This is a genomic window from Bacillus cereus group sp. BceL220 (assembly GCF_051776965.1).
Lineage (GTDB): Bacteria > Bacillota > Bacilli > Bacillales > Bacillaceae_G > Bacillus_A > Bacillus_A cereus.
Genome location: NZ_JBPWBC010000010.1, coordinates 103,224 through 116,059, shown reverse-complemented (window position 1 = coordinate 116,059; position 12,836 = coordinate 103,224). Strand labels below are relative to the sequence as shown.

The following is a 12,836-nucleotide window of genomic DNA, read 5'->3' as shown; positions in this document are numbered from 1 at the left end:
TTACTGCGGTAACTCTTTTTCTTATGGCATTGACAGGGATTGAGTTCAACAATCTAAAAAATTCGGTTTCTTAGCGTACAAAATTCACGTTTTGTTCTTGCTATCCCGAGATGAAATGGGAGGGAATGTTTTTTGGGCAAGATACTTTTAAAGTTATTTTTTTTCTTATGCGGTATGGTTGTTTATTCTATATTTCAGATTATTTTTGTCTTGAGTGTTTCGACAGGATTAGGGAGGGATGATATAGTCGGGTTTTCTGATAATAAGTATGTAATTGGCCGTCCACCTGTTAGTTATAATTTATATAAAAAAGATAGTGGAAAAACTATATTAGATAATGTTATTGGTTATAAAAAGGGGAAAACCAAAAGCTATGTTCGGAATGAAGTTGAATTTATAGTGATAGATGAGATAAAGGGTAGCTATGAACTGTATAAAATAGAAAATGCTTCAGAAAAGGATATAGAACGACTGAAAGAAATGAAGAAATTAGAATAATAGAGACTATCTGAAAGGTAAAGAAGCACACTTGTTATTGTTAAATCTAAAAAATGGTTTAGACTAATAACTGAGTTTTGTTTCATGAAAAGAGTCATTATTAAAATATAGTATTAGTGGGTCAGTCCCATCGCTATCAAGCTAATATTTTGAAGCACCACCAAAACAAAAATTTTACCTCTCGACAGTTATATTTGAGAATTAAGCTTATTTTTTCGTTTTGGGGTGAATCTGTTTTCTTAAGTTGATGGGCATGTATGGTGACCCCTATAAGGGGCGTTTTTTACCGTTATCGATTTCTATCAATACCTAGTGACGTTAATAACAGAATTGCCATATTTACCGATTCACCAGCAGCCAGTGATTTTAAATAATTACATGCCTTGGTCGAAAAAAATCCAAGCCACATGTGCAAACTAGCCATCTATCCGAAAAAAATTAGGATAGATGGCCATTCATCGTGTGTACCGAAAAGGTGGTCCTTTTTTTTATATTTCGGGCTTACTTTCCACTAGAAATTGAAATACTAAATTTAGACTGTTGATTACCGAATCGTTCCAATGTCCCCTCGAATTTCATTCCAACTCTTTTTAATAGTCCACAAGATTCCATGTTAAGTGACTGAGTTTCAGCGACAATAGTGGTTAAGTTTAATGCACTAAATCCATGGTTTAATACTTTCATAATCACTTCTTTTGCATAGCCTTGACCCCAAAACTCAGGTAAAAATTGATACCCAATCTCTGTATTAATCCCATCATGATACGTATCAAGGAAAACAAAACCTATAAATTCTTTACTATCTTTCAAAAATACAGTCCAGTGGAGGGAGCTATTTTTTGAATTTAATATATCATAAAATCTAATTTTATATGCTTCTTCGTCGATAATACCTCCTAAGTATTTTCTTACTAGCTCGTTTTCATATAATTTTTTAATGTTTTTATAATCATTTTCGGAAATTACGTGTAACTCACATCTCTCAGAGAATAACAAGTAAATCTCTCCCTTTGATAATTATTATTATTTTCCTGGTAATCCACCTATGAAAAATATGTGCTCTACTTACAAAATCATATAAAACATACATCCTTTCTTATTTAGTCTTCCATAACATGGTATGATGTGAAATGCTTACCAGGTCAAGGGACATTTATAAATTTTTTTGTATGCGCTAATATGTAGTGGGAAGGGAGAGTGTATGATGACAAATATTAAAAAATCGCAGAACTGGCGGGGGTCTCGGTTTCTACTGTTTCTCGTGTTTTAAATAATTATCCTTATGTAAATGAACAAAAACGAAAAGAGATATTAGCAATTATCGAAAAGTTAAATTACACGCAAAATTTGAATGCGATTCATTTAGTACGAGGAAAAACAAATGTTATTGGAGTGCTTCTTCCATTTGTAAATAATCAATATTACAGTGCAGTTATAGAAGGTATTTCAAGAGAGGCTGTAAAACATAATTACAATATGATGCTCTGCCAAACTGATAATAGCGCGGATAAAGAAATAGAGATTTTGAATATGTTAAAGATGAAAAAGTTAGACGGAATCATTATATGTTCGAAAGTCAATGTCTGCACAGGCCGAAGGGACATTATCTTGGTGCTCTCATACGGATTCCGAAGCCATCCCACAAACTCCACCAAGTCCTCTAATCTTATATGCTTGTAATCTTTCTCTGTTTTCTGTAAGTACAAGAAATACTGTTTGAGTACATAACAATAAGTCTTCCGTGTGTTGCTGCTTTTCCCTGTAACATCCAAATACTTGAGGTACTTCACCACAGGAATCACAGGAACCCCATCTGAATCTACTAATATGTATCTCTTTCCATTCTCTAGGATCACCTCTTGTACACGCATAGTTCTTCACCTCTTAACTCCTTTGTACGATCGGTCTCTCGACCTTTCTACGCCTCACGTTGTGGGCTATGTTCCCTAATATAAAATCGAACACAAGTTCTTGTATTATTGTATACATAATAGACCATACTTTCAACCTCTAATTATAGTCTGTTTAAGAATGTTTTAGGTCTTAAGGACAGTGATATTTTTCAAATTCAAATGGTATGGTACGATCCTAATAAGGAGGATAAAAAGTAATAAAGGTGTAAATAAGGGGTTGTATTTTTAAAATCGTATTGCTATAATATACACGTAATAAGATTTTACAATAAAATATAAATTTAATCAGTTCGCATATAAGAGAAGACCTCAATATGCGCCATGTCCTTAGGGGACGTGTGCGTGTATTGGGGTCTTTTTGCGTTTTGCGAGCAAAAACACCCGGAGGTGCAGGAATTATGTTGAATTGGTTGTCTGCAAAACTTATGACAACATCGGTAGGAGATTTTCTACTGGCAAAAAGTAGTTTTACGAGTGGTATTGGAAAAGGTAGTGGTGCGAATGCTCAAACCGTTCAAAATAGCATGAATACCCTTGTAAAAACATTGATTGGTTTTGGTGGTATTTGGGTAGTTGCTTGTGTTGTATTCGCAAGTATTAAACTTTCTGGTGCCCAAGGGAAGAACCCTGAGAACCGTACGCAAGCTATGATTGGTTTAGCTTGCGCAGCAATTGGAGGCTTTGTCATGATTAAGGCGTACGACATTGCTTCTTGGGTTACAACAATCTAAACATAAGAGTTTGTAGAAGCTCTCCTCTATTTGGGGAGAGCTTCTCTTATACAAGGGAGGAAACAGAATGAGAAAAGTAACCGTTCCTGTTGATATGACTTCGGAACAAAAAACACTGTTAGGTGTGCTAAGCAAACGCCAATTGATTTATCTATTGGGTAGCGGAGCATCCCTTTATTTATATGTACCATTTTTATGGCGACTATTTGCACCTATTGATGCGGTAGTAGCATTTTTTATTTGCTTAATTTTAGCACTACCAACGGTAATAGGTGTTATAGCGTTTGCGTTTATTTATAAAGAAAAACAACACATGTATCTAGATAGATTTTTACTTATCAAAATGCGTAGCCGCTCCGAAAAAGGCAAGTGGAGAAAAGGGTACGAGGCAACTACATGGGCAAAGGAGAATTTGTAAATGTTAGAAATGATATATTTTGCGGCGATAGCCATTGTAGGATTTTTCTTTTATCGAAAAATGAATGGAAAACCGCTGTTTGGTTCTAAGAAAAAAGGGAAAAAGCAAGGTGGAGTAGAGAAACACACTATTGAAAAATCTGGAAAGAAAAATAAAAAAAATACGCCTGCTGAAACAGAAATTGATGAGGATAATGTTGACTTCTTTCGTGCTTTTGTAGAAGACATTAAGGAAATCGATAATCATATGATTCGGTATCATGATGACACATTTGTCCTGGTTGCGGAAGCACATCCGGTTAACTATTACTTACTTTCCAATATGGAACAAGAAGCGATTGATATCAAAATTGAATCATGGTTAACCACATTAGAGTTTAATACGAAAGTATATATTCAAAGTAAGTTCGTAGATTTAACAGATCCTGTACGAAAAATGACAGAAACGATGAAAGGTGCGAAGGACCTTACACCAGAGACGGTTCTATATGGACAAGAAGTTATCGATAACTTAGAGTACTGGCAGCGTTCGCAACCTCGATATGAACAAAAACGTTATTTAATTTATCCATACAAGGTTGATATTAGTACGATTACTGCTGATACAGAGGAGGAGTTAGAAGAAAAGATTGTAGATAAGGCGTTTAACGAATTATATCGCCGTTATAATGCTTCTCGAAATCTACTATCGAAAGCAAAAATTAATGTAGAAATGTTAACGAAAGATAAATTAATAGAACTTTTATACGTAGCATTTAACCGTCGGAAAGCCGTAAAAGCTCGTTTCCAGGACTTAATTGAAAACGAGAATTTCTCGCTCTATTCAACAGGGGAAACAAATGAAAGAAAACTAGAGTTAATGAAGAAAGTGCTAGCAGGAGAAAAAGCAGAAAAATCAAATAACGGGGTGGCGTAAACATGAAGTTATTCGGAAAAAAGAAAAAGGAAAAGAAAAAAATAGAAGCCGAAGAGAAGGATGAATTGGAGCTAGAGGAGGAAGAGCTGGAAGAAGAGGAAGTACCGACGCAATTAGACAATCAAACAACAGTGTTTGATGTTATTGCTCCAGAAGGAATGAAAATTGACGCAGAAGATTATGGAGTTATTAAACAATCTTTAGGAAGTAATACGTTCTTCCGTCCGTTTTATATTCCACGTGATGGGTACCCGCGTATGATGCAAACCAACTGGCTGAACATGTTAACTTCGGCTGGGGAAGTGGATGTCATGATTGATATTCATAAAGAGCCAAAAGCTAAGGCAATGCGATCATTAGATATGCAGCTTACAATGTTACGTTCCAATCTTTCTTTCCAACGTACACGAGGAAACATTGACCAAGAAAAAGACTTAGATGCAAAAATTCAAGATACAAACAATTTAATGGATGAAATCCAGTTCAATGAAAATGACTCGTATATGGTGAGTACAATGGGTGTTGCTTACGCAGAATCAAAGAAAGAATTGGACGTTCTATGTGAGTATATTGAAGATGAAATGCAAGCATCTCACTTTAAGATAGCAAGTACTTGGAACCGTGTGAAAAGTGGTTTGAAAGCTACTATGCCACTAGGGGCACCAAATACGCTGCAAGATACCTATCGAAATATCGATAGACGTGCGTTATGTACATTTGCACCTTTTGTGTCAGGTTCAGGAAGATTTAATGGTGGGATACCAATAGGAAAGAACAAAATTACTGGGCAAGTAGAATTTTTAAATTCATTCGGGAATGCAGATTATCGTCCCCCAAACTATAACATTGGGGTAACAGGGATCTCAGGTTCCGGGAAAAGTTTACTTTTAAAAATGAAGCTAGCTCGTGAAACGTCACTTGCAGATACACATGCAATGATTATCGATCCAGAAGGTGAATTCGTAAAAATTACAAAACGCTTAGGTGGTATTAATTTAAACATTTCACCTGAAAGTAATATCATTATCAACCCTTGTGCAATTGCTGTAACAGAATTGCAAATTACAGATAAAGATGAAGAACTAGAAGCACTTGAACAATACGATAAGAAAGAACTCGTAGAACGTGATGGTGTAAAGTATGTAAGATTTGTACCGATTTTAGAGAAAATCAATGAAATACTCGGATTCTTTGACATTATTATTCGCGGGCAAGACTTTGATCAACCAGGATTGAATGTATTCCAGCGTACAATGCTAGAGGATGCAATTCGTGAAGTGTTTGAGAGACATGGTATTACTTCTCACCCTTCATCTTTATATACGGATGAAGTGAAGAAGGTGGATGGACAATTAATTCAGTCTCAAGTGAGAAAGCCAGAGCCAGAGTTAAAAGAAATCTACGATGTCATAGTAGAAAATCATGGAGATGATGTGAAGGCAGAAGAGTTAATCGCCGCGATTCGTCCGTTCTTACGTGATGGTTCAAAACCATTATTTGATGGACAAAGTCATTTTGGTCGTGGTGTAGAAACACAGTTAAATGAATCACGCGTTGTTAATTTCAACATTAGCCATTTAGAGGAAGGATTTTTAAAACCAATCGCTTTCCACGTTATCTTGAACTATATTTGGGAGCATTGGATTAAGAGTCCAGAACATGCTATCAAACGAAAAGTACTGTATGTGGATGAGATGTGGCAGTTTATCGATTATGAACAAACGGTTAACTTCTTAGAAAAAGTAGCACGTCGTTCACGTAAAAGAAATGCCGGTATGTGTTGGGCAAGTCAGGACTTTGTTCGTATCTTAGAAAATGTAAAAGCTCGTGGTATCTTGCAATCTACTTTCTCTTATTTCTTCTTAGAACAAAATAAGATTGATAAGAAAAAAATTCAAGAGAACTTTAACTTAACTGCTGGGGAGCTTGATATTATTCTCAACAATCCAGGAAAAGGAGAAGGGATTTTCCGTGTAGGAGATAGCTCGGTTTGGATTCAAACAGATCCATCAGATAAAGAAATGATGTTTATTGAATCGAATGAAGCGGTACTTCAAGAGCTTCTAAACAATATGAAGAAAGTACAAGGGTACGCAGGATAGTAGCGTACTTTTGTAAAGGAAGGTGAAATTATGCTTGAGAAAATAATAGATTGGGTCGGTGGCCTTGTTATCCATATGGTAAAGGCCCTCCTAGCGCCTATTTATGGATTTATGGATACTATTCCAGTTCTAGTCTTTGGTGGAGATAAATCTAATCTAGATTTTTTATATGCAAAGAATGCAGTTACGAATGTATTAGATACCGGTATGCCTGTCATGTTTAAATTTGTTGCTTTTTGTGTCCTCGTCAGTGTAGTAATTACAGCAGCAAAATATTCAGCAACGACTATGAATCCAAATAATCGCACGGCATTAATTGAATATGCAAAAGACTTAATGATTATCTCGATTTGCCTCTGGCATTTAGATTTCTTTTATAATTTTGTATTTGATCTAAATTCTTGGATTACATTGGAATTTAAAGAGGCGATAAATGGAGTAAATAACGGGAATTTCAACCCGGATCAACAAATACCTTTATTAAAGTCTGGACTGTCTGACAATAAGACGATTACAGAACTTTCAATGGAAGGCCATAAAAATGATTATATGTTTATCATATTCGGACTATTTATTGAAGCTGGATTAATGATATGGGCAAACTTTTATTATTTAATGCGTGCTGTGACACTATACGTATTAATGTTACTAGGCCCTGTAATGGTAGGAATGTGGTTGTTCCCGCAAAAGAAACAACAGACGTTATATTGGATTCGTGAGTTTATGGGAGCAGTATTAATTCAAGCGATTCACGCAATTACCCTATGGTTAGTCATTACACTTATTGGAGGTGCACAAAATCCTATCATAAAATTAGTATTGCTTACCATGTTTATCCCAGTTGGTGAAATTGTGAAAAGTTTTATTGGCCTTAGCACCAATGCATCCGCTGGTATTCATAGAGCGGGTACGATGATGGGTATGGGTGCTTTAGCAAGTGTGGCTGGTTTGGTTAAAGGTGTTCGTGACGACTACCGTAGTGCAAAAGATAAAGGGAAAGAAAAGAAAGATGGAGAGAAAGATAATAAAGAAGATGCGGATAACCCGAAAAATGCATTAGGAGCAAATTTAGGGACAGATGTTGGTACAACATCTCGTGCAGCTCGTATGTTAAAAGCAGGTCAAATTGGAAGTTCAATTGGTAAAGCAGCGACAGGACTTGCAGGTATGGCAGCGGGAGCTGGTCTTGGACCGGGAGCGATGGTAGCAGGCTCGCAAGTTGGAAGTGCATTAGGTAGTGCTCCTGGTGCAGTGGCTGGCAGAAGTGTTGCTGCAGTTGGCGAAGGGGCTGTAGCCTTAGGAAAACATATTGGTTCGAGTATAAAGAAGGGTGCGGACACGTATTCAAATCTAAATGGCGAATCGTATCCGGAACTAACCGATGAAGATATCGCACAGGATTTAGCTACAAAAGATTTTGAAAATTGGAAAGCGGATAATCCTGATTCTGCAGTTGCGAGTCGCTTAAAACAAGCATTCCCTGGTGCGTCCGATGCAGATATTGCTAAAAAAGTAGCGAAAACAAATAGTGATCAAATGTCTCGTTTCTCAAATCAGCGGAAACAAGATTTACAAAATATGAAGAAAACCGCTACACCATATGGAAATGCTAGAGATTTAGTTAACGCTGCAACGAATGCATTCCAAAAGGGGTATGAGGCAGACCATAAAGATACGTTTATGAGTCAGTTACCAGAAAATATGTCAGCGGAAGAGAAAGAGAAACATTGGAACGACCATCTGAACACAAAAGTACAAGGATTTAGAAACCACGCAGAACAGGTGGCAACAAAAGCAGGAGCCATGCCAGTTGATGCGAAGGACAAACAAGGAAACAATCTGTTTGATAAGTCCTATGTGAATAAAGATGCGTTTGCTTCTCGACTTGCATTAGGAAAAGTCGGAAAAGCAGTCGAGGATGTAAAAGGAGAAACGTTAGAAAGTGGCCATCAAAATATGGGACAAGTCGGTGCTCTTGTCGGTGCTTCTACTGCTGCATTTAAGAAAGCATATAGTGCAGACCATAAGGCAGGATTCATGAAACAATTCCCTGCAGATATGCCGCAGCAAGAAAAAGAAGCCGCATGGAATAAACATTTAGGTCAAAAAGTACAAGGATTTCAAAATCATGCACAACAAGCGGCGGAATCAGCTGGTATTGTACAGCAAAAAGATGGTACAAACTATGCGAATAAAGAAGCTTTCGCTTCTCATTTATCACAACAGTTACAAAAAGATCCTGACTTAAATGCGATGGGTATATCCAGTGCGGCAGGCATTCAGCAGGCAGTCAACGTTGTGAAAACGCACGGTTTGACAAATGGAACAGGAAGTCAGCAAGCAAAACAAGTAAGTAATGTTGGGAACCTGGTACAAGCTTCTACAGAATCCTTTAAACAAGGATATGCAGCTGAGAACAAGGCAAGCTTTATGAAAAACTTGTCTCCAACTATGTATCCAAAGCAAAAATTAGAAGCGTGGCAGTCACACCTGAATGAAAAAGGAAATGAATTTAAAGCAGTCGCACAACAAGCGGCGGTACAAGCAGGAGCGATGCCCGTACAGGCAAAAGATACGAGTGGTAAGAGTCTACATAATCAATCGTATATTAATAAAGATGCCTTTGCTTCGCAATTAACGAAAGGATTACAAAGCCATGCAAGTCTTGGAACGGTGAGTCAACAAGTAGGTTCTGGAATTACTAGTGCGATTCAAGGTGTTCGTTCACATGGCGTTGCAACAGGTGGCGCAATCAATAAAGCTGTATATGCAGCGACACAAACGCAAGCCAGTATCGCACGTGCAGGAGATCTTTCCGTTGGGGAAATTGAACGCTCTTATGCAGATGCATCAACAAGTGTAGCAAATATTGCACAAAGTGCTGGTAAAATGTCTATCCCAACATCTGCAGTGGGACGTATGACACAGCAGAGTTCAAAACTTGGTATGAGTGTAATGGAAGGTGCGAAACACCTTATGCTTGCGGATCGCATTGATACGGTATCAAATGCATACTTTAGTGCCGCGAGTGCTGTTCAACAATCCGGAGGGAATGCAGTACAAAGAGTAATAAGTGGGACCAATGCTGCTGTTAATACATCATTAGGTGGGAATGCAGCAGAGCGTCACTATAATGTGACAAAAGGCTTAAGTTACGCCGCAGATGTGATTGGTGGTGCGGGTGCTTATCAAGCAACTGCACGTATGGTAAGTAAACATAATCCGTATAACAGTGCAGTTCGTACAGAAGCAAAAGAGATTCAGGAAATTCAACAGATGGTACCGACAACAACAGATCATACAGGCGCGCAATCGGTTGTAAAAGGTGCAGTACGTCTTGTGACGACAAATAATAAATCTTGGATTGAAGCAAAAGACGCTAGTGGTATGACGCAAGTTGTATCTCGTTATGGTAGTGGAGATAGCAGTATACGATCTGGACAAGTTGTATATCAGGACTTAAATATTTCAGATGGACAATTAACGCAGTACCGTAATGGTACGAAAGCATCTCCGGCTTATATACAAGATTCAAGTGGTGGCAAAATCAATATCAATCGCTCGATCAATGTAAATCCAAATCAATTAGTAGGAAACCAAAATCAAAGACCGTTACAACAGAAACCGGTATTTAATGAACCACCACTTACGGTCAATCACAAGGTAGACAATGGTCACTTCTATATGTCTGATTTAGACCAAGGTGGTTATAAAAATGTACAAATGGTGGTAGAAAGAGATCGTAGTTATATGGTTGCGACAACAACAGACGGTACAGTGTCACGTATTTCGCCGTTTGGAAAAGGAGATACGCGCTTACAAGCAAACCAAAGGATTGAAAGAGCTTGTGAAGTGAAAGACAGTAGTATTAAGCCAAGAGAAGAAACTTTAGTAACACATACACAGGATGAAGTTGTTCGTACAGAGACGCATCTGAATTTATCAGAACATGACCCACAAAATCTGATTCCATTTGCACCAAATCCTCGCTTAGCACAGCGAAGAGGAAGAAATTCTCAAAATGGAAAATATGGTGTGATAAGTCTATGAGTCAAAATCCTAACGATCCAAATGAACAGAAAAAAAGTAATCCTTTAAAAGATGTAGCTTCCCACTTTATTAAGAAAAAAGGAATGCAAGCGCGTGGGAAGATGGCAAAATTGGCAGGGAAAGCAGGAAAGGCGGCAGCGAAAGCTGCTGCCAAAATGCTAAAAGCAGGTATACTAAAAATTGTGGGTGCCGTTATAGCAGCGGTTGGAGTACCTGCCGCTTTAATTATGGGAGTAATTATTGCTGTGTGTGTGATTTTAGTCTCTTTTGTACCTTTTACCGATGATGAAGGTAAGACAGAGGAACAAGTAAAAAAATATATGGAAGTCTCAATGGCTTTGAATGTGGATTGGAAAGAGGTCGTCGCCTTTGACATGGCACGATATGATAATGATTTAACTGGTAAAGATCCGCATGATGCTATATCATATTTCTTGGATATCCAATATGAAGAATATACGGAAAATGAGGTATGCGAGGCGGGACCGAATGGTCCTTGTGAAAAAAAGAAAAAAGAGATGCAAAAAACAAAATCTGAAAGTTACTCCGGACCAGATGTAAAAAAGATATTAGGAGATACAGATTTTAAGAAAAAAATAGATGAGATTAATGCGAGTGGAAGTAAAAAAGTGACAACATCTTCTCATGGGCTAGAGAAAGCGATGGAACTCGCAAAGTTTAGTAAAAGTCAAAAAGAGCGTGCTCGTGAGATATTAGAAGCGGGGATGTTAGAAGGAATGTATGGACATCTTGCTCCTACTACTGGTGGATTTATTGGTGGTATGTGTGTAGGTAATGTGAGTCCTGGTGGAGAGCCTGTTAACCTTAATGCAAAAGTTACAGGATACCTTCCTAAAATTAAAGAAATGGCAGAAAAACATGGTGTTGCTCAATATGTTGGTATTCTCGCAGCCCAAATGATGCAGGAATCAGGTGGAGCAGGAAATGACCCGATGCAGGCTTCAGAGGGGCAATATGGAGACATGAGCTCATCTTGTATAGGTGTAAAGGGAAATGCTCGTGTAGGGTGTATTAAAGATCCCAATATTTCTATAGAAGCAGGTGTACGGGAATTTAAAGATGTACTAGGAAAGGCCAATGGTGACATTGCACTCGCTTTGCAGTCTTACAACTTTGGCGAAGGTTTTATTAGTTACGCTTTAGCAAAGGGTGGCTATTCAGAAGAAACAGCTATTGAGTTCTCAAGAAGTAAGAATCATTTAAATCCAGATGGTTGTAAGGATCCGAATAACTTCAGGACAAAGGTTAATGCGTGCTATGGGGATTACACTTACGTTTCTAAAGTTTTGAAATATTACAAAGATTTGGGATGTGTTGCGGATGTATCTGGAGAATGGATTTCTGATAAAGGTTGGAAATGGCCAACGAAAAGCGGGCGTATTACAGGTACATTTGATGAAATTCATGCTAGCAAACCGCATAATGCTGTAGATATTGGGGCCATGACCGCTGGAAAACCAGGAGACCCCGTATGGTCGATGGAAGCTGGTATGGTTACGGATAAAACGGGAAATGTAAACAACGGTGGTTTAGGGGTCTATGTTGACCATGGAAATGGCGTTGTATCTCGTTACTTACATTTGAGTAAAATCTTAGTTGCACCAGGAACTATGGTAACAAAAGGACAGATTATAGGGGAAATGGGTGGTTCTAACTATGTTGGTGGTGTTCTTAATATGTTTGGATACGCTGTCCATTTAGATTTCCAAATTCGTATAAACGACCAACCAACGGATCCAATGAAATTCTTTAAGAAAAATGATGATCCAGGGTTATCATCAGGTGGCTCTCCTACAATGACAAATGCTAAACGACAAAAGGTACTGGAAGAAGCGAAAAAATGGCTTGGACAAGGGAAAGTGAGCTACGTATCCGGTGCTAGAAATCCAGCTGCAGGTAGTGCCGATTGTTCGGGATTTACACAATACGTGTTTAAAACCAGTATAAGTGTCCAACTAGGAGATTGGACAGGTGCTCAAATTGGACAGGGAAAACAGGTACCCGATATCGGTCGTGCACAGCCAGGGGACTTAATTTTCTATGAAAATCCGAACCATGTATCTATTTATTTAGGAAATCAGAAAATGATTCATATTGGTGATAATAAGGGTGTACAAATTACAGGTCTAAACTATACGGCGAGAGGACAACATATGACGCAAATCCGTAATGTTATAGACTGATTTGG

8 protein-coding genes and 2 pseudogenes are annotated in these 12,836 nt (G+C 37.9%); 8 read left to right on the top strand and 2 right to left on the bottom strand.

Annotated features, from left to right (window positions below):
• The first annotated feature begins 132 nt into the window (after positions 1-132).
• Positions 133-498, top strand: coding sequence for a hypothetical protein (locus tag ACS2FK_RS22520; RefSeq protein WP_063549587.1), 366 nt, complete (start codon positions 133-135; stop codon positions 496-498).
• Positions 499-999: 501 nt separating this feature from the next.
• On the opposite strand, the gene ACS2FK_RS22515 is transcribed toward ACS2FK_RS22520, so the two are convergent.
• Positions 1,000-1,494 (bottom strand): GNAT family N-acetyltransferase, encoded by a 495-nt coding sequence (locus ACS2FK_RS22515; RefSeq protein WP_000899000.1) that lies wholly within the window; start codon positions 1,492-1,494, stop codon positions 1,000-1,002.
• Positions 1,495-1,702: 208 nt separating this feature from the next.
• Here ACS2FK_RS22515 and ACS2FK_RS22510 point away from each other — a divergent pair.
• A pseudogene (locus ACS2FK_RS22510) lies at positions 1,703-2,079 on the top strand (LacI family DNA-binding transcriptional regulator); the annotation flags it as partial.
• A 25-nt stretch (positions 2,080-2,104) separates the two neighbouring features.
• Here the strand turns inward: ACS2FK_RS22510 and ACS2FK_RS22505 are convergent.
• A pseudogene (locus tag ACS2FK_RS22505) lies at positions 2,105-2,369 on the bottom strand (site-specific integrase); the annotation flags it as partial.
• A 356-nt stretch (positions 2,370-2,725) separates the two neighbouring features.
• On the opposite strand from ACS2FK_RS22505, the gene ACS2FK_RS22500 reads away from it, so the two are divergent.
• The 6 genes from ACS2FK_RS22500 (at position 2,726) to ACS2FK_RS22475 (ending at position 12,831) form a co-directional block, all read left to right on the top strand.
• The gene (locus ACS2FK_RS22500) at positions 2,726-3,142 is read left to right on the top strand and encodes a hypothetical protein (protein ID WP_001216650.1); all 417 of its coding nucleotides are present in this window, start codon (positions 2,726-2,728) and stop codon (positions 3,140-3,142) included.
• A 67-nt stretch (positions 3,143-3,209) separates the two neighbouring features.
• Complete coding sequence (locus tag ACS2FK_RS22495) at positions 3,210-3,560, top strand: PrgI family protein (protein WP_063549585.1); 351 nt, start codon at positions 3,210-3,212, stop codon at positions 3,558-3,560.
• Positions 3,561-4,475, top strand: coding sequence for a hypothetical protein (locus ACS2FK_RS22490; RefSeq protein ID WP_063549583.1), 915 nt, complete (start codon positions 3,561-3,563; stop codon positions 4,473-4,475).
• Positions 4,476-4,540: 65 nt separating this feature from the next.
• The gene (locus tag ACS2FK_RS22485; RefSeq protein WP_407708843.1) at positions 4,541-6,577 is read left to right on the top strand and encodes a VirB4 family type IV secretion system protein; all 2,037 of its coding nucleotides are present in this window, start codon (positions 4,541-4,543) and stop codon (positions 6,575-6,577) included.
• A 30-nt stretch (positions 6,578-6,607) separates the two neighbouring features.
• Positions 6,608-10,627 (top strand): type IV secretion system protein, encoded by a 4,020-nt coding sequence (locus ACS2FK_RS22480; protein WP_063549579.1) that lies wholly within the window; start codon positions 6,608-6,610, stop codon positions 10,625-10,627.
• Positions 10,624-12,831: a lysozyme family protein gene (locus ACS2FK_RS22475; RefSeq protein WP_063549578.1), complete on the top strand. Its 2,208-nt coding sequence runs from the start codon at positions 10,624-10,626 to the stop codon at positions 12,829-12,831. The genes ACS2FK_RS22480 and ACS2FK_RS22475 overlap by 4 nt, the downstream gene beginning before the upstream one ends.
• Positions 12,832-12,836: the final 5 nt, after the last annotated feature.

Bases quoted from the DNA above. Each gene is read 5' to 3' on its own strand.
- ACS2FK_RS22475 (WP_063549578.1), top strand. From the start codon at position 10,624: ATGAGTCAAAATCCTAACGATCCAAATGAACAGAAAAAAAGTAATCCT.
- ACS2FK_RS22495 (WP_063549585.1), top strand. From the start codon at position 3,210: ATGAGAAAAGTAACCGTTCCTGTTGATATGACTTCGGAACAAAAAACA.
- ACS2FK_RS22490 (WP_063549583.1), top strand. From the start codon at position 3,561: ATGTTAGAAATGATATATTTTGCGGCGATAGCCATTGTAGGATTTTTC.
- ACS2FK_RS22500 (WP_001216650.1), top strand. From the start codon at position 2,726: ATGCGCCATGTCCTTAGGGGACGTGTGCGTGTATTGGGGTCTTTTTGC.
- ACS2FK_RS22480 (WP_063549579.1), top strand. From the start codon at position 6,608: ATGCTTGAGAAAATAATAGATTGGGTCGGTGGCCTTGTTATCCATATG.